We start from the raw sequence: 24,199 nt of genomic DNA, 5'->3' as shown, positions 1-24,199 counted from the left end.
TCGGCCATCAGATCTTCAACCGGCACAATCACCCCCACCTGATGGCCATCGACAATTGAGGCCACCAGCGGTGGAATAATACGCAGCGGCTCAAGCAGAATGCTGTTACGGGCGGTCATGCTGGCAATCGACACGGTGCTCATCAGTAAAATGACGTCGTAGCCCTGGTTATCCAGCACTTCGATGACGCTTTGCAGATCGCGTTCTACTTTCTGCCGCGAAACATAAGCCAGTTCATTATCGTTAAGCAGGGTTAACAGCGGGTCTTCGTCGGATTCCAGCGCATATTCCGCCAGAACGTCATCACGACTCATTTTTCCGAGCAAGCTGTGATGGGTGATATTTTGTTCGTCGATGTACTCAGTCAGAAGCGGTAAGACTTCACTCATGGGTACAACACCGATTGTGAGGATAGCCAACGACGCACTCATTTTTTCCACCTTCTTTTTTACTTCGTCGTTTATTCCCGGGCAAATGCGCTGCACCACTGCCGACACTTACCTTTTGCAAATGCAAAAAAGCGTAGCAGGCGCAGCGCAAATCGCTGTGTAAAGATTCCAGATCATTCCAGTAATAGGTTGTTATTGTTTGATGTTAGTTTTCAGGTACAACGATTCATCGGCGAAAAATGTGATGCAGGTTGGGTTTACACTCGCTCAGATTCCATTCCGAGCCGTTCAGTCGTCAGGTTTTATCAGGATCTTCGTAACGGGCTTTCGCATCCATCGCTTCCTGCGCGCTGGGATGCTCGCTGATTAACGAATCCGGTTTAGGGTGATCGGCACGTAACTGGTACCAGGTGACCGTCTGTCCCGGCGTCCCTTTCTCAATGGTGACAATATACGCTTCGCGTGGATATGGCGGTTTGGTTGGCATAGTGCTTCCTTCTGTCGAATGAAGTTTAAGTATAGACCCCGCCTTGCCTGCAGCGCGCGCGCTGCGCCAGCCTGCGCTGAATTTCAGAAATCACCTGGTCAGGTGAATTCGCCGCATCAATGATGAAATGGGCCGCTTCGCGATACAAAATATCCCGCTGTTGCAGCACCTCCCGCACCTCTTCGCTCAGGGGTTTACCGGTCAGCGTGGGGCGCAACTCCTCTTCAGGCGAGGCCTCAAGACGATGAACCAACGTGGAAACCGGCGCGCTTAAATAAATGACGATGCCGTTATCACGCATAAAGTGACGGTTATAATCAGTGAGAATGATTCCTCCACCGGTCGCGATGACCGTTGACGGTGCAGTCACCGCCGCCAGTGCAGCCGTTTCTCTGGCGCGAAAACCCGGCCAGCCTTCACGCTCGACGATTTCCGCGACGGTCATTTGTACCTGCGACTGCAGCCATTGATCGGTATCGACAAACCGACAACCAATTGCCGTAGCCAGCGCCATGCCAACCGTTGTCTTTCCACAGCCGCGTGGGCCAACAAGATAAAGCGGTTGCGTCATAGTGGGCGTTCCCCAGAAGGCCGCAAAGCGGCAGGATCAGATGTCATTAAAGGAATAATCATACCATCAAACTAGTACAGCGTTAAGTGTAAAGTATTTATTCCACTAAAAGTGAAAATATCAATGTACGCCCTACTATATCAAGAAATAGCGCCGAGGAAAGTGTAAAAAATAAATTACATTCACGCGTTTCTGCGCTGAACTTCCAGCCACCACTTTTCCAGTTCCGCTGCAAAATGCTGACGATCGCGGGCAGAGAGGCTATCCGGACCGCCCGTCTGGATCCCGCTGGCGCGCAATGTATCCATAAAATCGCGCATTGTCAGACGTTCGCGAATGGTCGATTCGGTATAGCGCTCACCGCGCGGATTAAGCGCCGACGCGCCTTTCGCCAGCACCTCGGCGGCCAACGGGATATCGGCCGTGATGACCAGATCGCCCGCCGCACACTGGCGCACAATCTCGTTATCCGCCACGTCAAAACCCGCAGGTACACGCAGCGTACGGATATACGGCGACGGCGGCACGCGCAGGCTCTGGTTCGCTACCAGAATCAGCGACATTTGCATGCGCCCGGCGGCACGATAGAGGATCTCTTTAATTACGTTCGGACACGCATCCGCATCCACCCATATGGTCATACTGGCTCCCGTCTCTTGTGCAATCGGCTATTGTCTCGTGCTTTTGCGCTGCGGCAAAGTGCTGTTTACCCTTCATGCGTCTTTCAATCCGCGCTAAGCTAGGCTTTATCAAACAAAACAACAACTATCACCCATAGGGAGTGACGAGATGGAGAAGAAAATCGGTTTTATCGGCTGCGGTAATATGGGGAAAGCAATCCTCGGCGGCCTGATTGCCAGCGGTCAGGTGCTTCCAGGCCAGATCTGGGTCTACACCCCTTCCCCCGATAAAGTTGCCGCGTTGCACGATCAGTATGGGATCAACGTCGCGCAGTCCGCCCAGGAAGTCGCCCAGGTGGCGGATATTGTTTTCGGCGCCGTGAAGCCGGGCATTATGATCAAAGTGCTCAGCGAGATAACCTCCAGCCTCAACAAAGAGTCGCTGGTGGTCTCTATTGCAGCAGGCGTGACCCTCGATCAACTCGCCCGCGCGCTGGGACACGACCGGAAAATCGTACGCGCAATGCCGAACACGCCGTCGCTGGTTAATGCCGGGATGACCTCAGTGACACCAAACGCGCTGGTTACCCCGGAAGACACCGCGGATGTGCTGAATATTTTCCGCTGCTTTGGCGAAGCCGAAGTGATTGCCGAGTCGATGATTCATCCTGTGGTTGGCGTCAGCGGCTCCGCCCCGGCGTATGTCTTCATGTTTATCGAAGCGATGGCAGATGCCGCAGTATTGGGCGGTATGCCGCGCGCACAGGCTTACAAATTTGCCGCTCAGGCGGTCATGGGTTCCGCGAAGATGGTACTGGAAACGGGCGAGCATCCTGGCGTACTGAAAGATATGGTTTGTTCGCCTGGCGGCACGACGATTGAAGCGGTCCGCGTACTGGAAGAGCGAGGATTTCGTGCGGCGGTGATTGAAGCAATGGCGAAGTGTATGGAGAAGTCAGACAAACTCAGTAAATCCTGAGTGAACAACCGGACGTCAGGCCGCCACTTCGGTGCGGTTACGTCCGGCATTCTTTGCTTTGTAGAGCGCCAGATCGGCCGATTTCAACCATTCCCGATAGTGACTGAACTGCGGCGTTAACGGCGCAACGCCCACGCTGATATGTAAAATGACCTGCGGCGCGCAGGCCAGACGTAACCCACGTAGCCCCTCATGAATCCGTGACATCGCCGCGATGGCGCTCTCGGCTGGCGTACCGCACATAATCACCGCAAATTCATCACCGCCAAAACGCCCGATCACATCGCTCCCACGCAGGGTCATTCTCAGCTGTTGGGTTAGCGCCAGAATAGCTTCATCGCCAACGTCATGACCCCAGGTGTCATTAATACTTTTGAAATGGTCGATATCAATGATCAGCAGCGTGGCCTCCCGATGCTGGCGACGACAGTGCTCAAATTCGTTGCGCAGTAATATTTCCCAGTGTCGCCGGTTGTAAACCCCTGTCATGCCATCACAGGTACTCATCACCTGTAACCGACGCTTATGTTGCGCCAGCTTTGTCGCGGCCTGATAGCTAATCCAGGAGAATAACAGCGGGTAAATCACGATGACCGGCAGCGTCAACACCCCTTCCAGCGGCGCGCTTCTTAAAGCCAGAGAGGTTCCCGTTAACTGCAATGTGACCAGACAGGCAACCACCATCATGGCCAGTCCGGTAACAAACAGTCGCACACCGCCTGCGCCCATCAGATTCATACAGATGATCATTAACAACGCGGCGGAAGGCAGCGCATTGACGCCCATCAGTCCCATCCACATTCCGGCGAGTACCGCATCCGTTTTTAAATTGGCAAATTCCCGACTCAGCGGGTCGACGGCTCTGCTGGCGATTTGCCAGGCCAGATGAGGCCAGACGAACGCCCATCCCACCAGCAACAACCACCAGACACCGGGGACAGGGTTCGCAACCAGCACGGCGGCGACAGGGAAAAACATCCCTCCCAGCGCCACTGCGCGCGGCACTCTTACTCGCCGGGCGAATCGTAGTCCAGAGCGTTGATGGTCGTTTTGCTGCGATGAAAGAGAGGTTTCATCGAGATCGACCGCTTGTTTGTAAAAGTTTTCGTCGTTCATTATTTTTTGGGAACATTCTGAAACAATTTTCCCAAATTATAGAGACGGGTCAGGCGGGGAAAGTATGATATTTCGGGTGAGCGTTTTTCTTTGCTCACCCGTAAGCACTAGGTCGGCTAGGCCGCTTTCTTCAGGCAGGCACTCATGAACTTACTGCGGTCGTCACCTTTTAGCGATTGTTCCGTCGCCTGAACGTTGCACTCGCGCATTTTTTGCTGTTGTGGCGTCAGGCTTTTTTCACCAGGAGCTGACTTGCTGTTTTTAAGGCAATCGCTCATGTACGTCTTACGGGCATCTCCTTTCAACGCTTTCGCCGTCGCCTGTTGATTGCAGGTGGTCATGCGCTGCTGCTGCGGGGTTAACGTTTTCTCAGCCGCACCAACGGTCGTTAAAAAGATCAAACCAAACAATAGGGTAACCAGTAATGTTATTTTCATAGCACCATCCTTTTTTGAGTATTCACTCGACTATCTCCCGCGAATAAACGCCGGGAGATTCAGATAAGTCTGGCTGCTAACGATAAAAAAACCACCCGACAGCAAAAGTTATCCTGCCGGGGGGTGGATTATTTCAGGCCGAGTGCCGCTTTCATGGTATAGAACAGGTCGGTTTGATCGGTCAGCCCCACCACGTTGGCCGCATGAGGGCCGTAGGCCGCAATACGCAACTGGCTGCCGGTATGCTCCTGCGATTCCTCTTCGGAGTTGCCATAGCTGATCACCATCACGGCGCCATCTTTGGTGTTTAATGCCTGGGTCAAGCCCGGCGCTTTTGTCTCTGGTGCGACGATCTGGCTGGCGTGAGCGTGATCGGCAGTGACGATCACCAGCGTGTTACCTTCTTTTTTCGCAAAGGCCAGCGCGCGCTGCACCGCTTCGTCCAGATCCACCGTCTCGCCGATCTGTCCGCAAGGATTGGCGGCGTGATCCTGTTTATCGATGGAGGCCCCTTCCACCTGCAGGAAGAATCCCTTCTCATTTTTGCTGAGCAACTCAATGGCTTTGTCGGTCATTTGCGCCAGCGTGGGTACGGTCTCATCGCGTTTTGGATTCGGCGTACAGGTTACGGCAGGCTTATCAATATTGCCGTGATAAGACGCTTTTGGGCCTTCCCAGCGCACAGGCATGTTGCCGTCAGAGAACAGTCCCAGCAACGGTTTGTCCTGACTGGCTTCGCCGATCGCCGCCAGCGAAGCCGCATCGCCGACCAACTGGTAACCCCGGGCCTCGGCCTGTTCACGCAGCGTTTTGCCCTGCCACTCGCCGGCGGTTGCGGTTTCGGCGAACGTTTTCGCACCGCCGCCCAGCGTGACATCCGCGCGGGCATTCAGCAGTTGTTCGGTGATCGAGCCTTTACCGCCATTTTCCAGCGCATTCGTCGGGCATTTCTCGCTCGTTACGCTCGGGCCATAGCATTTACGAGACGTCACGTGCGCTACCAGCGCGGCTGGAGTGGCATCCTGCAGCTCGGCGGTTGAGACGTTCCCCGTCGCCAGCCCCGCCGCTTTCGCCATTTCCAGCAGCGTCGTATGATCTTTTTCGTGAATATCGACGCCCAGCGCGCCATTGTAGGTTTTCACGCCGGTTGTCCATGCGGTTGCTGATGCCGCAGAATCCGTCACGTAATCCGGTTTACCGGTTTTTTTATTCAGCGCATAGTGGGTGTATTGGCCAGTCAGCGGTAAGGCATCAATCCCTTTAAAATAGCCACCCGCACCTTCAGCATAATTTCGCGCGGCCGTAATTTCCGAATCACCCATACCATCGCCAATCAATAAAATAATATTTTTAGCCGGTTTATCATTCAGTGATTCGCGCAATGCTTGTGTTTGATCGGCCGATAATCGGCGTGCTCCGCCAGGCGTTGTAATATCACCCTGTGCGGCACGATTGTCCAGCACCGCCATTGACGACGTTTCAGAATGACTCACAGGCATATACAACAGTGGTAACAATGCAAGAGCAATAGCGCTTTGTTTCACTTTATTTTCTCCATGTACTTAATACACTTAAAATAAAAAACAAAGCGACTATAGGTCTCTGATATGACAGGTTTATGACAGCATAGAAACGAAATAAAACTAGTAACGAGGATGCCTCAACAGCTTTTGTACGTACTGGCGCAGCAACTCCGTATCGTTATCCGGAACGCTGGCATCGGGCTTTACGTCATCAAGTGCGCCCTCTACCTGATGAATCAGCATTTGCTGCTCGTTCTGAGCCATATTGCGCAGCATCGCTGTAACGATAATCTCTAATGCTTCTACCTGAGCAACCAGTTCTTTCGACTCTTCCTCTTTCTGGGCAAGCTTAAGCAACAACTCAGCTATTAGATTTTTCATGACCGCATTTCCTTATCCAAAGAAGGCTGACGGTATCACTATGAATCCATGCTGCCTAGAGTCTGAAAGTAGTATTTTTATAAAAAAGGAAAGACTTTGCGTAAATAATCACAGAATACGGTGAGCGAAACGTTTCTCGCGCGAAAACCGAACGCTAAATTAAAAGCCAGGAATAAAATAGTCACCCCTGGCCATAATCAAAAGTTATGCTAAAAAATGACTAATTTCACTTAAGTCATTTCTTTTTAATCGCTTCACACCCGCTTGCGGATATTTCGCCGCTGACGCAGAACCAGGGCTAACTGACAAATGTTAATCATCACGATAATGGCAGTGGCAATAAATACCCAACGAAATCCTGCCATGGCTGAAACCGTTGCGCCCATCAGCGGGCCAGCGACATTGCCAAGATACATAAACGATTGGTTATAACCAAATATACGCCCGGTTATTTGGTCACTGGAATATTTGACCAGTAGCGTCTGAACCGCGGGTAGCATGGCGCCATCGGCAAAACCGAGCAGAAAACGTAATACCCCGAGCTGGAAAGGCGTCGTCACCCACGACATGGCAAAAAACAACACGACCGCACAAATCAGCGTTGCCATCAGGATCCTTTCGGTGCCGATGCGATCCCCAAGTTTACCCAGCCGGGGCGCGGAGATAAGCGCGGAGACCCCAGGCACCGAGGCAATTAATCCACTCAGAAAAGCAATATTATTACTATCAGGGGCCATCGACTTAATAAATAGCGCCAGGATCGGGCTGATTGAGCCATTACATAACTGAATCACCAGCGTGGTGAAAAACAGGCTGATCACCAGCGCCGGATAAGGTAGCGACGCAAATACGGCTTTCCCGCTCAATCGTTCGCTCTTTTTCAGCGTCGGGCGCACGCCTTCTTTAATCAAAAAGAGCGTGACCATAAAGCTGACGATCAGCAGCATTGCAGTGATAAAAAAGACCGGGCGTAAGCCCACGTGATCGGCAATAAAACCGCCCATCAGCGGGCCACCAATCACACCGCTGATTTGCGCGGTCGCCAGCGTACTGAGCGCCCAGCCACTTCGTTCACGGGGCACCTGAGACGCTACCAACGCCATCGCGTTAGGAATATAGCCGGACGTTAACCCCATAATGCCGCGTAGCAGGAAAAGCTGCCAGACGTTGGTAGCGAAAGCCTGCAGCAGTATCGCAATCGCCATGCCGAGCGAGGCGCGTAGCAACATCAGCTTGCGACCTTTACGGTCTGCCAGGCTACCCCAGAGCGGAGAAACAATCGCGGAAATTAAGAATGTGACACTGAATGTCAGACCGGACCACATTGAGAGCGCTTCGTGGGAGGTCACCCCAAGCTGCGAAATATAGAGTGGCAAAAACGGCAGGATTTGACTGATTGCCAGACCGGTAAAAAAGCAGCCGAACCAGACGGAAATGAGATTAACTTTCCAGGATTCCATAAACGCTCATCGTGATAAATAGCAGAAAACGCCGGCTAGTTTAGCAATCTCCACGTCTGTCAGGGGATCCGCAGGTGCGGTGGCGCGCAATTTGCTATTTTATCTTCCCGTTCACCAGATTTGTGAAATACATCACATTAAAACCCAACAAGCCGCAGGGCTTTATGCTTAGCGACAAAGGCCAATTCCCCGAATTCCCAGGTGAAAATGGTTGGCGTGAGCGGCGTTGTAGTCCGGTCCCAGGCCGTTGCCATAATATTGACAGCTCGCACTGAGCAACGCCCGCAGCCACGTTGCGCTTTCTTCCTGCTTCCAGCCGCGCAGAACGGTAACGTGTCGCCCGTCGGCAAGAATAAAGCCGCTGATGTCCAGGGCCTCTGCGCTCGCGTGTTCGCTACGGCGTGCATCAGGGCGATGGTAAATGTTGCGGCAGGCATAGCTGCCGAGATGCTCGATCCGGGTCAGCTGGCTTTCCATCATACGTTCCGTTAAGGGTGCAGCCTGCTGAGCGACATACAGCGCGGAACGCAGTGCCAACGGACAGGAGGCAAGGAAGCTGCTGCTCAGTTTGACTGCGCCAAAATCCCGCACCCGTACTACGTCGGTTAAGGGACATTCGCCAGCGCTGTCGGCTACGGACTGCGACGTGATTAGCTTCTGCTCGTTTGCCTGTTGCAACAGCGTCTGACAGCGCGCTGGCGTCAGACGTTTAAGCTTAAATTGGGTAAGCCAGTTTGGCGGATCGGATACCTCAAGCGGGGCGAGCGGGTCATAATAAGACGGCAGATAGCGATATCCCACGCCACACGCCACGCTCAGAATGATCATCGTCAGCCAGACTTTTCCTCTCACGCTTCCTCCCGTGTAATTCTCCCTAACATTATGGCAGAAGCCCGCGAATCCCTCGTTTTGTCGTGGTAATGTATACGCTTTGCGTTCGAAGGAATGGGTTTAAGATGGCAAAGTTGCGGGTAGGAATCGTATTTGGTGGTAAATCAGCGGAACATGAAGTGTCATTGCAATCGGCAAAAAATATTGTCGATGCCATCGACAAGACCCGCTTTGAGGTCGTGCTGTTAGGCATTGATAAGCAAGGGCAATGGCACGTCAGCGATGCCAGCAATTATCTGCTCAATGCCAACGATCCTGCGCATATTGCGCTGCGTCCTTCTGCGACCAGCCTTGCGCAGGTTCCGGGTAGACACGAGCAACAGTTGATTGATGCGCAGAATGGTCAGCCGCTGCCGACCGTAGACGTGATTTTCCCGATTGTTCACGGCACGCTGGGTGAAGATGGTTCGCTGCAGGGAATGCTGCGCGTGGCGAATCTGCCCTTCGTGGGTTCCGACGTGCTGGGTTCAGCCGCGTGCATGGATAAAGACGTCACCAAACGCTTGTTGCGTGATGCCGGACTGACTATCGCGCCGTTTATTACGCTGACGCGAGCCAACCGCAACACGATAAGCTTTGCCGAGGTAGAAGCCCGTCTTGGCCTGCCGCTGTTCGTTAAGCCCGCCAATCAGGGATCGTCTGTCGGCGTTAGCAAAGTCACCAGCGAAGCGCAGTACGCGCAGGCGGTCGCCCTCGCCTTCGAATTCGATCACAAAGTGGTGGTGGAGCAAGGGATCAAGGGGCGCGAGATCGAGTGCGCAGTGCTGGGCAACGATCATCCGCAGGCCAGCACCTGTGGCGAGATCGTGCTCAACAGTGATTTCTATGCCTATGACACCAAATACATTGACGATAACGGCGCGAAAGTGGTGGTTCCTGCGGCGATTGATCCGCACATCAACGACAAAATCCGCGAGATCGCCATTCAGGCGTATCAGGCGCTGGGCTGCGCTGGCATGGCACGCGTCGATGTCTTTTTAACCGCCGACAATGAGGTGGTGATCAATGAGATCAACACCCTACCAGGCTTTACCAACATCAGCATGTATCCGAAACTCTGGCAGGCCAGTGGCTTAGGTTACACCGACTTGATCACCCGTTTGATCGAACTGGCGCTGGAACGCCATGCTGCAGATAACGCACTGAAAACGACGATGTAATCTGCACTCCCCGATAAGCCTGACAGCGGTTTGTTGTCAGGCTTACGCCGCGTCATCCTCCACGCGACGACGAATAATCAATCCTGCCAGCCAGAAACTGACGATCCAGGTCACCAGCCCCACGGCATAGGTTTGCCAGCCCCTGGCTTCAAACCCCAACAGCCCGACAACGCCGTTCAGAATGAAAATCAGGCCGATAGCAAAGGCGTAGTAGTGCCAGTCACGGCGAATTTTTAAAGGCAGGTTCATGGAAACTCCGCAGCGAAAAAAACGTATCGTCGCATATTACGGGAAACCGGTCTGTGTCGTGTGCGGAATTTCTTAAATGTTGCCAAATTTAATTTAAGGTAACTAATTTGTGACAACTGACAAAAATCTGCAATCCAGGATTCATCCCAGACTGAAATTACCATCATTCTGATATTGACAAACGCGATGACCTGTCACACTCACGGTAAGTTACTGGCATGGTGTCAGAGATGCAGAATTACTCGCGGAGGTCATTTATGGCTGATTTCACTCTCTCAAAATCCTTGTTTAACGGGAAACATCGAGAAACCGCCTCTACGCCAGGCAATATCGCTTATGCCGTGTTCGTTCTGTTCTGTTTTTGGGCCGGGGCGCAGATCCTGAACCTGCTGGTTCACGCGCCTGGCGTATATGAACATCTGATGCAAGTACAAGAGACAGGACGCCCGCGCGTAGAGATTGGGCTGGGCGTCGGAACCATCTTTGGTCTGGTGCCGTTTCTGGTCGGCAGTCTGATTTTCGGCGTCATCGCCGCCATTCTGCGCTGGCGCTACCGCCGCCAGTAATGGCCAGGCGGTTATTGCCCCATGCACTTCGCACGACGATCGTCGACCCGTTTTGCAAACCATGCCGTGGTGAGATTACGGGTGATTTTCGGGCTTTCCAGTTGAATACCGGGCAGCATTTCACGCGGTAATCTCTTCCCTGTCTTTGCTTCAGCAAGCGTAAACACCTTTTCGTAAAGCGCCGTTTCTTCAAACGCCAGACTGTCGCCTTTCTCCAGTTGGCGACGGATCGCGCTTTCGCTGAGATCCAGTTTTCCCGCCAGTTTACGCACCGCCAGCTCCGTTTTACTGGCGTCTTTACTGCCGTAGGCAATCAGGTCGCCATCCAGCGCCAGTTTGACGCCGCTGGCTTTACTGACTGCGTTCTGAAACGCGGCATTTCGACTGGCATACCATCCGGCGTTGAAGTCGGCAAAGCGGAAAATCGGCGCGCTGTAGTTGGCCGGGTAATTGAGCAAATGGTAGGTTCCGAACCAGAGTCCACCGCGACGGCTGAACACTTCCTGGCGCACCGTTCCCTCCATCTTCCACGGATATCCTTTGCTGTGCTGCTCGGCAAACGCAATGCTGACCTGCATCGGACCACCGGTATGGACCGGATTCAGCGAACCGAACAGCGTCTGCCCCATCGGCACCATATTAATAAAGTCATCGAAAATGGCGCTGAGCTGTTTTTCCGTTTTTACTGTGTCCAGACGCTCGCTATAGCTCTTCCCGTTCGGGGAGGTGATTTTCAGCGCGGTATGCACCAGGAAAACCGGAATATGCATCCGTTCGGCGCGCCGGTCTATCTCCTTCCAGGCAATGTTGTTCAATCCCGGAACGGCGGGATCGACCTGATAGTTGGACTCCTGCTGCGCGACCGCCAGCACCGAACAGATATTTTCCACCGTCGGCGCCAGCTTCTGGCTTTCAAAGGTTTTGGCGATATCCTGCGCCCAGGCGTCCCGATCCTTCACGCTGGCCGGTATTTTCTGGCGCACCACGCTCGCGACATCGACCGGTTTCTCGCCTTTTTTGAGCGGTTGCGAAGGCTGACTGCTACATCCCGCCAGCACCAGTCCGGCCAGCAATGACAAAGGGTAAAGACGAGACACCGCCGACATAACGTTTCCTTTTGTTAACCAAGTGTGTGGGTGACAGCCTGAATATCCCGCTCGTCCAGTTCACGCTCAAAACTGCGCAGACGTTTATAGATAGACATCAGTTCAACCAGCGTTGTCCACGAGTTGATCAGGTACTGGAACGCGCCCCGCACCTGGCTAAAGACGTTGGTAATTTGCGTCATCAGACCCAGGGTAATCGTACCGGCAACAATCGACGGAAACAGCAGGAACAACCCGAAAACGTTGTCCACCTGCAGGTAGAGAATGCGCGCGATATTAAAATACATGTAGTGGAAATAGAGACGGAAATAGTTCTGGCGAACCGCACTGAACAGCTCACGAACCGTCGGCGGCGTGGCGCGGTTGGCATCATCTTCCCCGTATACCAGCTCTTTACGATAAGCCGCTTCCACCCGCTGATTTTTAAATTCCAGTCCCGGGAGCTTGATCCCGACTACCGCCAGCATACCGGTGCCCATCAGTGACCAGACGATCGCCGCAATCACCAGGCCATAAGGCACATGGCCGACTATCGGCAGTTCGGGCACGTGCGGAGAAAGCGCAACCAGCACCGGCAGGAAGGCGATTAGCGTCATGATAGCGTTAATAAAGCTCACGCCCATGCTTTCCAGCGTTGAGGCAAAACGCATGGTGTCTTCCTGCACACGCTGTGCTGCCCCTTCGATATGGCGCAAATGCTGCCACTGCGCCATGTAATATTCGTTCATCGCCGTACGCCAGCGGAACACATAGTGGCTGACAAAAAAGTTGTTCAGCACGCTAATCACCACGGCAATCAGCGCGATACCAAGAAAGATCCCCAGTTCGTTATAGAACTGACCCATGGTGACCTTATGTGGTGCGCTGAGGGCGGTCTGGATCAGATCGTAAAATGGCGCATACCAGGCGTTGACGGCCACCCCGACTTCAACGAGAAACCAGGTGACGAAGATAATCAGCGAGGTGCCAAGAATTGACCAGTACTGCCAGCGATGCGGACTGTAGAGAAACCAGAACAGCGCAAACAGCCCGACGCAGAGCACGTAGTAGGCATAAAAAATCAGGTAGCTCGGCGACCAGAAACGGGCGGCGCTGATAGGCACGGCGGCCGTTGCGCCTGTCATCCGTGCAACCCAGTCCCCACCACCGGCTTGCCAGAAAATAACCGCGACTATTGCCCAAATAAAAGCCGAAAGAAAAAAAGGACCCGGCTTTGGGAAAAAAGACTTAAACATGATGCTCTCCTGCTCACTTCTTATCGTTATGACAACTGCTGTGCTTCTGCCGCTGCGCGGACTAAAAATAAACGATCACAACAGGCGAAACCGCCCATTGTGACCAATATGGCGGCGCTTAGTTCGTTTTCCAGTCCTGAAGAATTGTTTCGACGGGTTTCACACGTACCGGATTGCCCGGCACGATCAGATTGCGCCAGACATCATTATGGTGCGCAATCAGCGTCTGGGCAGGTGCAGCCGGGCGATGTGCGGTGGTGTGGGCATCTTCCGCAACCGTAATGCGATAACCCCGGCTGGCACCGTTTCTGATGGTGGTATCGACGCAATAGTCCGTCGCACAGCCGCAGATGACAAAGTGTGAAATCGCCTGCTCGCGGAGCAACTGTTCGAGCGCCGTTTTGTAAAAAGCATCACAGGCGGTTTTCGTGACATATTTGGCGTTCACGGGTGTCTCCAGTTCAGGCAGCAGCGCAAACCCCGCGCTCCCCTCCTCCAGGCCACCCGCCTCGGTGTGTTGAATAAAAATCGTGAGATCGGCTGCCCGCGTCAATTGATTGATACGTTCCACACACGCATCCCGATTAATACGCGGCGTGGCAAACACGCCGATTTGCATATCAACAACCATCACAACCCGTTTTTCAGACATCGTCAGCCCCATCCAAGAGTGGTAATGAAAGATTATTGCACGCCCCGGATCACAAAAGCGGACTTTCTTTCGCGGCAAAAACGCTACGTTTACGCGTCGTTACGTTTTTCTCACTATCCTTGCGCTAATTAGCGCTTTGCAACAGGCGGTACAGTAGTATAAATACGCTTAGTTTTTTACTCTCATTCATGGACACCACCGTTGAAACGTAGTCTGCTTTTTTCTGCCGCGCTGTGTGCGGCGTCATTGACCTCAGTCCAGGCGGCTCAGCCTGTTGCCGAACCGGTTTTTGCGTCTGATATTGTCGAACGTTACGCCGAACATATTTTTTATGGCAGCGGCGCGACGGGGATGGCACTCGTCGTGATCGACGGAAACCAGCGTGTTTTTCGCAGCTTCGGTGAAACCCGTCCGGGTAATAACGTTCGTCCGCAGCTGGATTCGGTGATTCGCATTGCGTCACTCACCAAACTGATGACCAGTGAAATGCTGGTCAAACTGCTCGATCAGGGCACCGTAAAACTGAACGATCCGCTGAGCAAATATGCCCCCGTCGGCGCGCGCGTACCGTCGTATGCGGGAAAACCGATCACGCTGGTCAACCTGGCGACGCACACCAGCGCACTGCCCCGTGAACAACCCGGCGGCGCAGCAAAGCGCCCGGTATTTGTCTGGCCGACGCGTGAACAGCGCTGGAGCTATCTCTCCACGGCGACGTTAAAAGCCGCTCCGGGTTCACAGGCGGCCTATTCTAACCTGGCGTTCGACCTGCTGGCGGATGCGCTGGCAAACGCCTCCGGCAAACCCTATGCCCAGCTTTTTGAAGAGAAAATCACCCGGCCGCTTGGCATGAAAGACACGACCTATACTCCCTCTCCCGATCAGTGCAAACGTCTGATGGTCGCGGAGAAAGGGGCCAGTCCGTGTAATAACACGCTGGCAGCCATCGGCAGCGGCGGGGTTTATTCAACGCCGGGGGATATGATGCGCTGGATGCAGCAGTATCTTTCCTCTGATTTTTACCAGCGCAGTAATCAGGCCGACAGAATGCAAACGCTGATTTATCAGCGCGCGCAGTTAACGCGGGTAACCGGTATGGATGTCCCCGGCAAGGCCGATGCGTTGGGCTTAGGATGGGTCTATATGGCGCCGAAGAATGGACGCCCGGGCATTATTCAAAAGACCGGCGGTGGCGGAGGGTTCATTACCTATATGGCAATGATTCCGCAAAAAAATGTGGGTGCGTTTGTCGTTGTCACTCGCTCTCCGCTCACCCGCTTCACAAGCATGAGCGATGGTATTAACGAACTGGTGGTTGAACTGAGCGAAAATACACCGCGCGAGGTTCCTACGTCTTAATTAATAATCTGAAGGCAAACGGTTTATTCCCACCAGTTTGCCTTTATTCATTTCGATGTAGCCGCCTTTTCGTAACGCCGCAAGAACCTCTGCTACCACGGAACGCGAAATTTGCGTGCGCTGATGAATATAACTCATCACCCCAATTTTTGAGCGTAAACCTTCATCCCACTCAATCATCGAGAAAAGGGTGGTTCGGATCTGTTCGTAGGAATTATTGCCAATTAACTGGCGATCGCGCTGCTGCAGGATACGGTTCTGCCAGGTCAGCCAGTAAAACGCCTCACGCCATAGCTGATATTCTTCAATAATCTCAATAGCTTGTGACGACGGCAGGTGATAGCCTGAACATAATCCCTCGCTGATGAGATCATAATGAGCATCATTTTTCATCACCCCATTGCTCAATCCCATAATGAAAGGGGCCTGGGCGATACCCACAAGAATATGTTCATTACGTCTTAATGAGATAATCCCCTCCAGAATCACTACCGTCGTGTCGGGATTCTTTTCAGTGGAATAAAGAAGATGTTTTGCATGGACATATTCAAAACGTGTCCCAAATTTTGACAACGACTTATCAAGCTGAGCAAATTCTTTTAACGGTTTATTCAGAGATAACATCTGCGCGTTCCTTGCAGTAATGCCCGCCAAATTCTTGACGGGCATTTTTTAGATTAACTACGCGATATCCATTTCCGTAAGGGAATGATTACCAGGTATATTTAACGCCTGCGTTAGCCGACCAGTCCTGATCAACATCGCCGCCGCCAAGGTAGTTCGCATCGGTATACGCGCTGAAGTTCTTGGTAAAGCTGAACTGCGTACCCAGCCCAACGCGAACCGCTGAACCTTTGGTGCCATTGTCGATTGAATCGCCGTTGACATCCGCATGGTTGCCCTGATCGTCATACACGTACGCCAGTTTGAAGTAAGGCGTCAGAGCCTGATCCTGGCTATAGGTGAAGGTATAGCCCGTATCTACACCCAGTTCATAACGCATGCTGTCGTAAGACTGACCATCAAGATGCATGTCGTTGCTCAAACGATAGTCGTCACCAGACTGGAACAGACCTGACACGCTGCCATACGGCGTAACATAACCCGCGTCACCCACTTTCCAGTCGTAACCCACTTTCAAACCGAAGCCCCAGGCATCTGTTGACGTGTTGCCATCGACATACTGACCGTCACTCATATTGGCAGACAGATCGTTGTTGAAGTGAGAGTAGCTCAGGTTGCCATCCACAAAGACGTCATTGGCAAATCGGGCAGAGGAGTACAGGTAAGCAGACTGACTATCCTGATCTACCTGGCCGGTATGGTCGCTCATGTCGCCTTTAGCGAAACCAGCTGCCGCACCAACAATCCATTTAGCGTTGTTACCATCAACTTTGGTATCCACACCCACCATGATGCCGTTGACATCCTGGTCGTAATTGATGGTGCCATTGTCGCCGCTGAAACCGCCGCCGAAGTAGCTTACCCATGCGCCGCCGTTATCCGCCAGACCGTGGCGAGAGTTGGTCAGACGTGTTCCAACGGTATCCTGCTCCAGGTTCCAGGTATTGGTGTTCGCAGACGGGATGCTCAGCGCCATATTGGCATAGTCAGTCAGCTCCATCTGTTGCATAACAACCGTATTACCCTGCTGCTGAGCCTGGTACGTGTACGCCCCCAGGTCTGCTTTATTGGCCGCAGAGAAAGTCGCGGTGCTGTTCTTATCGTTAACGTAGATCAGCTCTTTGCCTTTGTAATCGGCAATGGAGCCTGCACCCGTGGCGTTATCGATACGCACTTTGTAGTTACCGGTTGCCGCCGCAATGCCGTCGCCCGCGTTATCCACTTCAGACTGGTCAGCGGTGTAAGCATCGCCGTTACCATTAATCGTCAGGTGACCATCGGAATTCATGCCGATAACACCGTAACCATAGTTAGACTTGCTGGTGTCTGCAGTGCGATCGTTGACCAGATCAGCGTTCAGAACGTAGTTGTTGCTGTGAAGGTCAAATACACCGGCATGCACATTGCCACCCGCATCGGTGGTGCTGGTCAGATTCAGGGTATCCGTCTGCAGCGCATAGTCCGCGCTGTTACCGACATCCAGAACACCGTCGTTTGTGACCTTAATGGTGTTGGCATACAGCGCAGCATCACCCACGCTCCAGCCTGAAGCCACATCATCAGCAATAGTCACGGTACTGTTGTCAACCGTCAGGGTATCTGTCGCGACATGACCATCTTCGTTAATGTTCAGCGCTGCGCCACCGGTCAGGCCAATGGTGTCAGAAACCAGCGATGAATCGCCGACGTTCACCACAGAACCGCTGTTGATGCTCAGCGTATCAATCAGAGAGGTTTTGGTGGTATCCCACTGTGAACCATTCTTCAGCGTGACGTTGAACAGACCGCTTTGATAAACCTCTTTCCCCACAACATGACCATTTTCGTCATAGGCGGTGTCGCCGTTATCAATGCCATACGTTGAGGTCGGCCACAGGCTGTTAGACGCGATATCAATCAGCGTAGCAGTCGCGTCCGTACCCGCAGCAACGCTGTCATACACACCGTCGCCATCGGTATCGACCTGGTGGACGGACATCGCCGCACCCACCCATTTACTGCCGTTATCTAATGTCAGATCCAAACGATCGGTGCCATCCCAGCCGTTGGTATCCACATTTGCATCGGTATCACGATAGCTATCAGCACCGTTCGGGAAGAAGTTTTCGTCAAAGTTGCTGGAGAAAACCACATCGCCCATCAGCGTAGAATTACTGAAAGTTGCGGCGGTCTGCATCGCATTGTCTGCCGCCGGGTTTGCAATCACAGCTAATGCAATATCATCTGCGGTGTTTGTACCGCTGTAATCGCTGGCGTTACCGTTATTGCCGAACCAGCCCGTGGTGCCTTCGTCAGACAATGAGCCTGAGGTCACGGTAGAGTCCTTCACCGTAATGGTGTTATTGAACACTTCAGCGCTGTTTACGCCGGAACTGACGGTATTATCGTCAACATCCTGCCACTCATAACCCTGAGTCAGGGTAATACCGGCAACATGGGAGTTGTTGCTGATAGCCAGGTCAACTTCCTGGTCGAGGGTGATCGCGGTACCCAGATCGTAAACATCAACCACATGCGTATCCGCGGTGCCATCGGTATGGGTGCCGTTGTAAGTATAATGTTCGTAGTTGTCGTCGATCGTAGAGTTATCAACGGTCAGCGCCAGACGATCGTAGACATAGCCCGTCGCATCGCGTCCGGTACAATCCTCCGTCATGCACTGTGAGGTAATCATTCCGTGAACAGTACTGTTTTTAATCGTCAGGCTGTTACTGTTGGTGTTGGTCGCCAGACCATCATCCAGATAGTACGTTGAAATCACGCCGTTAACGGTCGCGTTATTAATGACCGGATAGATGTCTCCGTTATACACGCTATCGGTGCCGTAGTTATTCCAGCCGACATAGCCATCGTAGTACACACCATCTGCATAAGTCGCGTCGTTAAGGTGTTCAAAGGTGGTGTAAGTTTTGCCAGAAATATCTGTTGAAGCATTCGCCTGAGAAGTGATTGCCAAAGTGCAGGCTAATGCTAATTGTGAGACTACAAGTTTCTTTTTCCAGGAGTGCATTTGTCATCCCTCCTCAGGGACGTAATAGTGTTGATCCATCAATATCAATGCATAGAAAACATTATGTTTCGCGAAGAGGATTATGCGGTGTCCACAATGAAAGGTTCAATTATTCTTTATCCGTAGTCCGAAAACGGACAATAACAAGAACCAGGATAACACTCAGTTGAAAAATAAAAAATTAATTACAAATCAACACAATAAAAAGAAAAAAGACAAAGATACATATAATAAATCAATACTTAATGCAGCGAGCATTGATAATAACGAACAAATAAAAAACCAGCCAACTTAAATACAGAAAAACTCAAACAAATAGATATTTAAAATAACCAAACGAATAACAATCACACTTTCAAATATGAATTTTTAGCTATTCATATTAAAAAATTGCCATGCGATTTCTTTTATTTATTAATAAAACAAAACCATAAAGCCCATTTTCGTAAAACACTCGCCCGCGGCTTCAGGTATACTATGGCCTTCACTTTCACAAGCATCAGGCATCCCATGACAGACTTAATCCATCGCCCTCGCCGTCTGCGCAAATCTGCAGCGCTACGTGCCATGTTTGAAGAGACAACACTCAGCTTGAACGATCTGGTGTTGCCGATCTTTGTTGAAGAAGAACTCGACGACTACAAAGCGATTGAGGCCATGCCCGGCGTCATGCGCATCCCGGAAAAACACCTGGCGCGCGAGATTGAGCGTATTGCCAACGCCGGTATTCGTTCCGTCATGACCTTTGGCATCTCACACCATACCGATGACACCGGTAGCGATGCCTGGAAGGAAGACGGTCTGGTGGCGCGGATGTCGCGTATCTGCAAGCAGACCGTACCAGAAATGATCGTGATGTCAGACACCTGCTTCTGCGAATATACCTCCCACGGTCACTGCGGCGTGCTGTGTGAACACGGCGTCGATAACGACGCCACGCTGGCAAACCTGGGTAAACAGGCGGTTGTCGCGGCCGCCGCAGGCGCAGATTTCATCGCCCCTTCCGCGGCGATGGATGGTCAGGTGCAGGCGATTCGCCAGGCGCTGGATGCCGCAGGCTTTACCGACACCGCCATCATGTCCTACTCGACCAAATTTGCCTCGTCGTTCTATGGTCCGTTCCGCGAAGCGGCGGGCACGGCGCTGAAAGGCGATCGCAAAACCTACCAGATGAACCCGATGAACCGCCGTGAAGCGATTCGCGAATCGTTGCTTGATGAAGCACAGGGCGCGGACTGCCTGATGGTGAAACCGGCGGGGGCCTATCTTGACGTACTGCGTGACATTCGTGAGCGCACAGAGCTGCCGCTCGGCGCGTATCAGGTCAGCGGCGAATACGCGATGATCAAATTTGCCGCTATGGCAGGCGCCATTGATGAAGAAAAAGTGGTACTGGAAAGCTTAGGCGCTATCAAACGCGCAGGCGCGGATCTGATCTTCAGCTACTTCGCACTGGATCTGGCAGAGAAAAAAATCCTGCGTTAAGTTTTCCCTGAACATGCCGGGTGGCCTCGCCATCCGGCCTTTCCCCAAAACGTCACCCAAACGTCATACCAGCGACACTTACCGCTTCTACTGTCAGCACAGGAAGAAGGAGGTGTTGTGATGTTCAGTCTCGATAACGTACTCAGCGACCTTTGGCCCGAGGCGAAGACCACGCCCTGGCAGAAAAAGGTGTTACAACGCGTATTGTATGAAAAAGAGTTCCAGCTGTTTGCCGCCCGCCATTGCCATCTGAAAGGCGTGGATATGGTGGAACAAGTCCTGGAACATCTCCAAATACGTTGCGAAATCCCCGAACATCACATTGAAAACATCCCCGAAAATGGCCCTCTGATCATTATTGCCAACCACCCTACCGGGGCGCTGGATGGACTGGCGCTCATCTATGCCCTCTCCCGCGTACGGCGCGACATCAAAGTGGTGACTAACCGGCTGCTCTCCCATCTTGAACCTCTGAGTTCGTTGTTTATCCCGGTCGATAATATTCAGGGACGCACGCCCAAATCGTCGTTACAGCAAATGGATAGCCATCTGCAGACCGGCGGCGCGCTGGTTTTCTTCCCGGCAGGGGAAGTTTCACGTCTGACGCTAAAGGGAATCGCTGAACGCCGCTGGCACTCCGGGTTTATCCGCATGGCAGAAAAGTACCGGACGCCGCTGCTGCCGGTACATATTCAGGCCTATAACAGTCCGCTGTTCTATGCTAGTGGACTGGTTTCTTCCCGCGCCACGCTGCTGCTGTTAATGCAGCAAATGTTTCGCCGCCGTGGCAGCACGCTACCCGTACGTATAGGCCAGCAAATTGCCTGGACGCAATGGTCTACCAGCAAAAGCAGCGTGCGCGAGCAGGCGGAAAAGTGCCGGGAGCACGTGATTGCGCTGGGCAAAGGCCGACCAGGTCTCTTTCGTACCGAATCGACAATCGCCCCGCCGGAAAACAGAGCGCGACTGAAACGCGAGCTGGCACAGGCGGAATGTCTGGGAATAACCGCCGACGGTAAGCACATTTATCTCTGGCAGCGCAACGGGCAAGAGGAAGCGACGGTCCTGCGCGAGCTGGGACGACTGCGTGAAATCGCCTTTCGCGCCGTGGGTGAAGGGAGCGGCAAGCGCAGAGATATCGATCGCTACGATGATGACTATCTGCATTTGATCTTATGGGACGAGGAGGATCTTGAGATCGTCGGCGCTTACCGGTTTATCCCCTGCGTACAACAACTGGAAAAGCAGGGGCTGGATGGACTCTACAGTCACAGTCTGTTTGATTACGATGAGCAGATGGCGGACATCATGAAACACGGTATTGAGCTGGGACGTAGCTTTATTCAGCCTCGCTACTGGGGACGTCGCGGGCTGGATTATCTCTGGTCAGGAATCGGCGCATACCTGGCGCGTTACCCGCAGTATCGTTACCTGTTCGGACCCGTGTCTATCTCCGGAGGATTACCGCCGGCTGCGCGCGATCTGCTGGTTGCCTTCTATCGTCTGTGGTTCCCGCCCACGCATCCGCTGGCCGTCTCACGCCAGCCGTATCCCGCTTCGCTACCGGATGTGCTGGCGCAGTTTACCGGTAGCGACTACGCCGACGATCTGACGCGGCTGAAGTCGCTGCTGGGAAATCTGGGCTGCGGTATTCCCCCACTCTATAAGCAATACTCAGAGCTCTGCGAACCCGGCGGCGTACAGTTCATCGATTTCGGCAGCGATCCGGATTTTAACCACTGCGTAGATGGCCTGGTATTGGTGGATTTGACCCGTCTGAAGGCCAACCGTTATCAGCGCTATATTGAGGCACATTTATCACGCCATTGCCCGGTGACGTGACGCGTACCGGGCCGACAATGACATACCGGCCCGAGGCGGAAATTACGGCGCTCGATAAAACGGTTTATCCCCTAAAATCGTGGCCCGATGCATAATACGCCGCTGCGGCAGGTAATCGGCGTTCGCATAATGCTGCGTCACACGATTATCCCAAATCGCCACATCATTCGGCTGCCAGCGCCAGCGCACCTGGAATTCCGGTTTCGTAATATGCGCAAACAGAAAGCCAAGCAGCGCCTCACTCTCTTTCTCCGTGACGTCAACAATGCGCGTAGTGAAGCCTTCATTCACAAACAGCGCCTGTTTACCACTGATCGGATGGGTTCTTACCACCGGGTGCACCAGCGGCGGATGCTTTGCCACCGCTTCACGCCAGCGCTGATGCTCTTCCTCTGTTTTGCGGTATTTGTATTCCTGGAAGGACTTGCGGAAGTCATGCTCCGCCCGCAAACCGCTCAGCAACTGACGAAACGGTTCCGACAACGCCTCATACGCCGCAATGCCGCTGGTCCACAGCGTGTCGCCCCCGGTTGACGGCAACGCTTTTGCCGCCAGAATCGCCCCGGCAGGCGGTGTCTCAATAAACGTCACGTCGGTGTGCCAGTTGTCATTATCCGGCGGATTATCATTGTGGGTATCCAGCACGATAATCTCCTCGACGCCCTCCGCATGCGGATAGACCGGATGGATATGCAGATCGCCAAAGCGCTGGGCCAACGCCCGTTGCTGTTGTGGCGTAATGGCCTGTTCGCGCAGGAACACCACCTGATGGCGCAGTACCGCATGATAAAGCTGCTCAAACTGATTGTCGCTCAGCGGACGGGTCAAATCCGCCCCGGCGATCTGTGCGCCGATGTACGGCCCCAGCGGGGTAATGCTCAGACGTTCACTCATTGGACTTCTCCATGCCAGGGCGTCAGACGGCGCTGAAGCGCACGCAGACCCAGCTCTAAAATAAAGGCGATAATCGCAATCACCGCGATCCCCGCCAGCACCACGTCGGTCGCCAGAAACTCACCGGCCGACTGCACCATAAACCCTAACCCCCGCGTTGCCGCAATCAGCTCCGCCGCCACCAGCGTCGACCAGCCCACGCCAAGTCCGATGCGTAATCCGGTGAGGATCTCCGGCAGCGCGCCTGGCAGGATCACCAGCCACAGTACCTGCGCCCGGCTCGCGCCCAGCGATCGGGCGGCGCGGATCCGTACCTGCTGCGCGCTCTTCACCCCCGCCAGCGCCGACATGGCGACCGGGGCAAAAATTGCCAGGTAGATCAACAGGATCTTGGACGTTTCGCCAATCCCGAACCAGATAACCATTAATGGCAGATAAGCCAGCGGCGGCACCGGACGATAAAGCTCGATGATCGGATCGAGAATGCCGCGTAGCGTCGGACTGAGCCCCATCGCAATCCCGACCGGAATACCGAACGCCACCGCAGCCAGCAGCGCCAGCACGATGCGGGTCAGGCTCGCGGCCAGATGTTGCCACAGCGTGGCATCCATAAATCCTTGCGGACCGGCGATGGTGATAAGCTTTTGCAACACCTGGTCCGGCGGCGGCAAAAACAACGGGCTTATCAGTTGCAGCGCGGCAACCGTCCACCACACCGCCAGAATCACCGTTAGCGTCGCCAGGCTCAGCGTAATCTGGCGCGAGAACGGCCAGCGCCATCTCAGTGGCCGTTGGCGCGGTTTGTCGTTGATCACCACACTCATGAGAAGGCCTCCCGTTGTTCAAAGACGCGGCTTAAGACATATTCGCGGGTCGCGATAAACTGCGGATCGGACTTAATGCTGCGGCTCGCTTCGCCTGCCACAAAGCGCCGGGCAAAGGTCAACGGCAGACGCTCCAGCACCCGGCCAGGTCCTGGTGACAACAGCACCAGTTCGGTCGCCATAAACACTGCTTCTTCAATATCATGTGTTATCAGCAGCACCTGCTTGCCGGTCTCATGCCAGAGTTTCAGCAGCAGGGTTTGCATCTGTTCACGAGTAAAGGCGTCCAGCGCGCCAAAGGGTTCATCCAGCAGCAACAGCTGTGGGTTCGCCGCCAGC

Annotated in this window: 24 protein-coding genes and 1 pseudogene; 6 read left to right on the top strand and 19 right to left on the bottom strand. The window is 53.4% G+C overall.

Annotated elements, in window-relative coordinates; all coding sequences use genetic code 11:
• The 4 genes from AB7E14_RS04390 to AB7E14_RS04375 form a co-directional block, all read right to left on the bottom strand.
• On the bottom strand, nucleotides 1-431 hold a 431-nt coding region (locus AB7E14_RS04390; protein WP_428169344.1), incomplete at its 3' end, for an AroM family protein.
• A 253-nt stretch (nucleotides 432-684) separates the two neighbouring features.
• On the bottom strand, nucleotides 685-876 hold the full coding sequence (yaiA, locus tag AB7E14_RS04385) for a protein YaiA (protein WP_043001626.1): 192 nt from the start codon (nucleotides 874-876) through the stop codon (nucleotides 685-687).
• Between the two features lie 25 nt (nucleotides 877-901).
• Entirely contained in the window at nucleotides 902-1,447 is a 546-nt protein-coding gene (gene aroL, locus AB7E14_RS04380; protein WP_044326523.1) for a shikimate kinase AroL, read from the bottom strand.
• Nucleotides 1,448-1,629: 182 nt separating this feature from the next.
• Nucleotides 1,630-2,088, bottom strand: coding sequence for a YaiI/YqxD family protein (locus tag AB7E14_RS04375; RefSeq protein ID WP_043001628.1), 459 nt, complete (start codon nucleotides 2,086-2,088; stop codon nucleotides 1,630-1,632).
• Between the two features lie 148 nt (nucleotides 2,089-2,236).
• Between AB7E14_RS04375 and proC the strand changes: the two genes are divergently transcribed.
• On the top strand, nucleotides 2,237-3,046 hold the full coding sequence (gene proC / locus AB7E14_RS04370) for a pyrroline-5-carboxylate reductase (protein WP_043001629.1): 810 nt from the start codon (nucleotides 2,237-2,239) through the stop codon (nucleotides 3,044-3,046).
• A gap of 15 nt (nucleotides 3,047-3,061) precedes the next feature.
• Here proC and adrA read toward each other — a convergent pair whose 3' ends face one another.
• The 6 genes from adrA to AB7E14_RS04340 form a co-directional block, all read right to left on the bottom strand.
• On the bottom strand, nucleotides 3,062-4,162 hold the full coding sequence (adrA, locus tag AB7E14_RS04365; protein ID WP_316961967.1) for a diguanylate cyclase AdrA: 1,101 nt from the start codon (nucleotides 4,160-4,162) through the stop codon (nucleotides 3,062-3,064).
• Between the two features lie 116 nt (nucleotides 4,163-4,278).
• On the bottom strand, nucleotides 4,279-4,599 hold the full coding sequence (psiF, locus tag AB7E14_RS04360) for a phosphate starvation-inducible protein PsiF (protein WP_043001631.1): 321 nt from the start codon (nucleotides 4,597-4,599) through the stop codon (nucleotides 4,279-4,281).
• A gap of 128 nt (nucleotides 4,600-4,727) precedes the next feature.
• Nucleotides 4,728-6,143 carry an alkaline phosphatase gene (gene phoA / locus AB7E14_RS04355; protein WP_104446084.1) on the bottom strand — a complete coding sequence of 472 codons (1,416 nt, stop codon included), beginning with the start codon at nucleotides 6,141-6,143 and terminating at the stop codon, nucleotides 4,728-4,730.
• A gap of 99 nt (nucleotides 6,144-6,242) precedes the next feature.
• Complete coding sequence (gene iraP / locus AB7E14_RS04350) at nucleotides 6,243-6,503, bottom strand: anti-adapter protein IraP (RefSeq protein WP_043001633.1); 261 nt, start codon at nucleotides 6,501-6,503, stop codon at nucleotides 6,243-6,245.
• Nucleotides 6,504-6,757: 254 nt separating this feature from the next.
• Nucleotides 6,758-7,963, bottom strand: a complete 1,206-nt coding sequence (locus AB7E14_RS04345) for a multidrug efflux MFS transporter (protein ID WP_043001634.1) — start codon at nucleotides 7,961-7,963, stop codon at nucleotides 6,758-6,760.
• A 168-nt stretch (nucleotides 7,964-8,131) separates the two neighbouring features.
• Complete coding sequence (locus AB7E14_RS04340; RefSeq protein ID WP_081097252.1) at nucleotides 8,132-8,791, bottom strand: extensin family protein; 660 nt, start codon at nucleotides 8,789-8,791, stop codon at nucleotides 8,132-8,134.
• A 128-nt stretch (nucleotides 8,792-8,919) separates the two neighbouring features.
• Here AB7E14_RS04340 and ddlA point away from each other — a divergent pair, with 128 nt between their 5' ends.
• Nucleotides 8,920-10,014, top strand: a complete 1,095-nt coding sequence (ddlA, locus tag AB7E14_RS04335) for a D-alanine--D-alanine ligase (protein ID WP_043001636.1) — start codon at nucleotides 8,920-8,922, stop codon at nucleotides 10,012-10,014.
• 42 nt (nucleotides 10,015-10,056) lie between these two features.
• Here ddlA and AB7E14_RS04330 read toward each other — a convergent pair whose 3' ends face one another.
• A complete protein-coding gene (locus tag AB7E14_RS04330; RefSeq protein WP_043001637.1) occupies nucleotides 10,057-10,263 on the bottom strand; it encodes a DUF2754 family protein in 207 nt (68 codons plus the stop codon).
• A gap of 257 nt (nucleotides 10,264-10,520) precedes the next feature.
• On the opposite strand from AB7E14_RS04330, the gene AB7E14_RS04325 reads away from it, so the two are divergent.
• Nucleotides 10,521-10,829: a YaiY family protein gene (locus AB7E14_RS04325; protein ID WP_043001638.1), complete on the top strand. Its 309-nt coding sequence runs from the start codon at nucleotides 10,521-10,523 to the stop codon at nucleotides 10,827-10,829.
• An 11-nt stretch (nucleotides 10,830-10,840) separates the two neighbouring features.
• Here AB7E14_RS04325 and AB7E14_RS04320 read toward each other — a convergent pair whose 3' ends face one another.
• From AB7E14_RS04320 to AB7E14_RS04310, 3 genes are all read right to left on the bottom strand, one after another.
• Nucleotides 10,841-11,935 carry a DUF1615 domain-containing protein gene (locus AB7E14_RS04320; RefSeq protein ID WP_316961968.1) on the bottom strand — a complete coding sequence of 365 codons (1,095 nt, stop codon included), beginning with the start codon at nucleotides 11,933-11,935 and terminating at the stop codon, nucleotides 10,841-10,843.
• Nucleotides 11,936-11,949: 14 nt separating this feature from the next.
• Complete coding sequence (sbmA, locus tag AB7E14_RS04315) at nucleotides 11,950-13,170, bottom strand: peptide antibiotic transporter SbmA (RefSeq protein WP_046401503.1); 1,221 nt, start codon at nucleotides 13,168-13,170, stop codon at nucleotides 11,950-11,952.
• A 118-nt stretch (nucleotides 13,171-13,288) separates the two neighbouring features.
• A complete protein-coding gene (locus AB7E14_RS04310; RefSeq protein WP_044328996.1) occupies nucleotides 13,289-13,822 on the bottom strand; it encodes an isochorismatase family protein in 534 nt (177 codons plus the stop codon).
• A 201-nt stretch (nucleotides 13,823-14,023) separates the two neighbouring features.
• Here AB7E14_RS04310 and ampH point away from each other — a divergent pair, with 201 nt between their 5' ends.
• Nucleotides 14,024-15,181 (top strand): D-alanyl-D-alanine-carboxypeptidase/endopeptidase AmpH, encoded by a 1,158-nt coding sequence (ampH, locus tag AB7E14_RS04305; RefSeq protein WP_044328997.1) that lies wholly within the window; start codon nucleotides 14,024-14,026, stop codon nucleotides 15,179-15,181.
• On the opposite strand, the gene iprA is transcribed toward ampH, so the two are convergent.
• Together iprA and ehaB are read right to left on the bottom strand one after the other, a co-directional pair.
• A complete protein-coding gene (iprA, locus tag AB7E14_RS04300; RefSeq protein WP_044328998.1) occupies nucleotides 15,182-15,805 on the bottom strand; it encodes a hydrogen peroxide resistance inhibitor IprA in 624 nt (207 codons plus the stop codon). It lies immediately after the preceding gene.
• Between the two features lie 88 nt (nucleotides 15,806-15,893).
• A complete protein-coding gene (gene ehaB / locus AB7E14_RS04295; protein WP_058587696.1) occupies nucleotides 15,894-18,815 on the bottom strand; it encodes an autotransporter adhesin EhaB in 2,922 nt (973 codons plus the stop codon).
• Between the two features lie 510 nt (nucleotides 18,816-19,325).
• Between ehaB and hemB the strand changes: the two genes are divergently transcribed.
• Complete coding sequence (gene hemB / locus AB7E14_RS04290; RefSeq protein ID WP_043001645.1) at nucleotides 19,326-20,300, top strand: porphobilinogen synthase; 975 nt, start codon at nucleotides 19,326-19,328, stop codon at nucleotides 20,298-20,300.
• A gap of 120 nt (nucleotides 20,301-20,420) precedes the next feature.
• Nucleotides 20,421-22,142 (top strand): lysophospholipid acyltransferase family protein, encoded by a 1,722-nt coding sequence (locus AB7E14_RS04285; protein ID WP_316962010.1) that lies wholly within the window; start codon nucleotides 20,421-20,423, stop codon nucleotides 22,140-22,142.
• 42 nt (nucleotides 22,143-22,184) lie between these two features.
• Here the strand turns inward: AB7E14_RS04285 and tauD are convergent, their stop codons facing one another.
• From tauD to tauB, 3 genes and pseudogenes are all read right to left on the bottom strand, one after another.
• A complete protein-coding gene (tauD, locus tag AB7E14_RS04280) occupies nucleotides 22,185-23,036 on the bottom strand; it encodes a taurine dioxygenase (RefSeq protein ID WP_044328384.1) in 852 nt (283 codons plus the stop codon).
• On the bottom strand, nucleotides 23,033-23,860 hold the full coding sequence (tauC, locus tag AB7E14_RS04275; protein ID WP_044259061.1) for a taurine ABC transporter permease TauC: 828 nt from the start codon (nucleotides 23,858-23,860) through the stop codon (nucleotides 23,033-23,035). Before tauC ends, tauD begins: the two co-directional genes overlap by 4 nt.
• Nucleotides 23,857-24,199: pseudogene (gene tauB, locus AB7E14_RS04270) on the bottom strand (taurine ABC transporter ATP-binding subunit); the annotation flags it as partial. The pseudogene tauB and the gene tauC, both read right to left, overlap by 4 nt.

The organism is Citrobacter sp., assembly GCF_050252275.1.
Classification (GTDB): domain Bacteria; phylum Pseudomonadota; class Gammaproteobacteria; order Enterobacterales; family Enterobacteriaceae; genus Citrobacter_A; species Citrobacter_A amalonaticus.
Note: the sequence above shows the minus strand (reverse complement) of the source record. Positions and strands in the feature narration are given on the sequence as shown.

Bases quoted from the DNA above. Each gene is read 5' to 3' on its own strand.
- yaiA (WP_043001626.1), bottom strand. From the start codon at position 876: ATGCCAACCAAACCGCCATATCCACGCGAAGCGTATATTGTCACCATT.
- aroL (WP_044326523.1), bottom strand. From the start codon at position 1,447: ATGACGCAACCGCTTTATCTTGTTGGCCCACGCGGCTGTGGAAAGACA.
- AB7E14_RS04375 (WP_043001628.1), bottom strand. From the start codon at position 2,088: ATGACCATATGGGTGGATGCGGATGCGTGTCCGAACGTAATTAAAGAG.
- proC (WP_043001629.1), top strand. From the start codon at position 2,237: ATGGAGAAGAAAATCGGTTTTATCGGCTGCGGTAATATGGGGAAAGCA.
- adrA (WP_316961967.1), bottom strand. From the start codon at position 4,162: ATGAACGACGAAAACTTTTACAAACAAGCGGTCGATCTCGATGAAACC.
- psiF (WP_043001631.1), bottom strand. From the start codon at position 4,599: ATGAAAATAACATTACTGGTTACCCTATTGTTTGGTTTGATCTTTTTA.
- iraP (WP_043001633.1), bottom strand. From the start codon at position 6,503: ATGAAAAATCTAATAGCTGAGTTGTTGCTTAAGCTTGCCCAGAAAGAG.
- AB7E14_RS04345 (WP_043001634.1), bottom strand. From the start codon at position 7,963: ATGGAATCCTGGAAAGTTAATCTCATTTCCGTCTGGTTCGGCTGCTTT.
- AB7E14_RS04340 (WP_081097252.1), bottom strand. From the start codon at position 8,791: ATGATCATTCTGAGCGTGGCGTGTGGCGTGGGATATCGCTATCTGCCG.
- ddlA (WP_043001636.1), top strand. From the start codon at position 8,920: ATGGCAAAGTTGCGGGTAGGAATCGTATTTGGTGGTAAATCAGCGGAA.
- AB7E14_RS04330 (WP_043001637.1), bottom strand. From the start codon at position 10,263: ATGAACCTGCCTTTAAAAATTCGCCGTGACTGGCACTACTACGCCTTT.
- AB7E14_RS04325 (WP_043001638.1), top strand. From the start codon at position 10,521: ATGGCTGATTTCACTCTCTCAAAATCCTTGTTTAACGGGAAACATCGA.
- AB7E14_RS04320 (WP_316961968.1), bottom strand. From the start codon at position 11,935: ATGTCGGCGGTGTCTCGTCTTTACCCTTTGTCATTGCTGGCCGGACTG.
- sbmA (WP_046401503.1), bottom strand. From the start codon at position 13,170: ATGTTTAAGTCTTTTTTCCCAAAGCCGGGTCCTTTTTTTCTTTCGGCT.
- AB7E14_RS04310 (WP_044328996.1), bottom strand. From the start codon at position 13,822: ATGTCTGAAAAACGGGTTGTGATGGTTGTTGATATGCAAATCGGCGTG.
- iprA (WP_044328998.1), bottom strand. From the start codon at position 15,805: ATGTTATCTCTGAATAAACCGTTAAAAGAATTTGCTCAGCTTGATAAG.
- ehaB (WP_058587696.1), bottom strand. From the start codon at position 18,815: ATGCACTCCTGGAAAAAGAAACTTGTAGTCTCACAATTAGCATTAGCC.
- hemB (WP_043001645.1), top strand. From the start codon at position 19,326: ATGACAGACTTAATCCATCGCCCTCGCCGTCTGCGCAAATCTGCAGCG.
- AB7E14_RS04285 (WP_316962010.1), top strand. From the start codon at position 20,421: ATGTTCAGTCTCGATAACGTACTCAGCGACCTTTGGCCCGAGGCGAAG.
- tauD (WP_044328384.1), bottom strand. From the start codon at position 23,036: ATGAGTGAACGTCTGAGCATTACCCCGCTGGGGCCGTACATCGGCGCA.
- tauC (WP_044259061.1), bottom strand. From the start codon at position 23,860: ATGAGTGTGGTGATCAACGACAAACCGCGCCAACGGCCACTGAGATGG.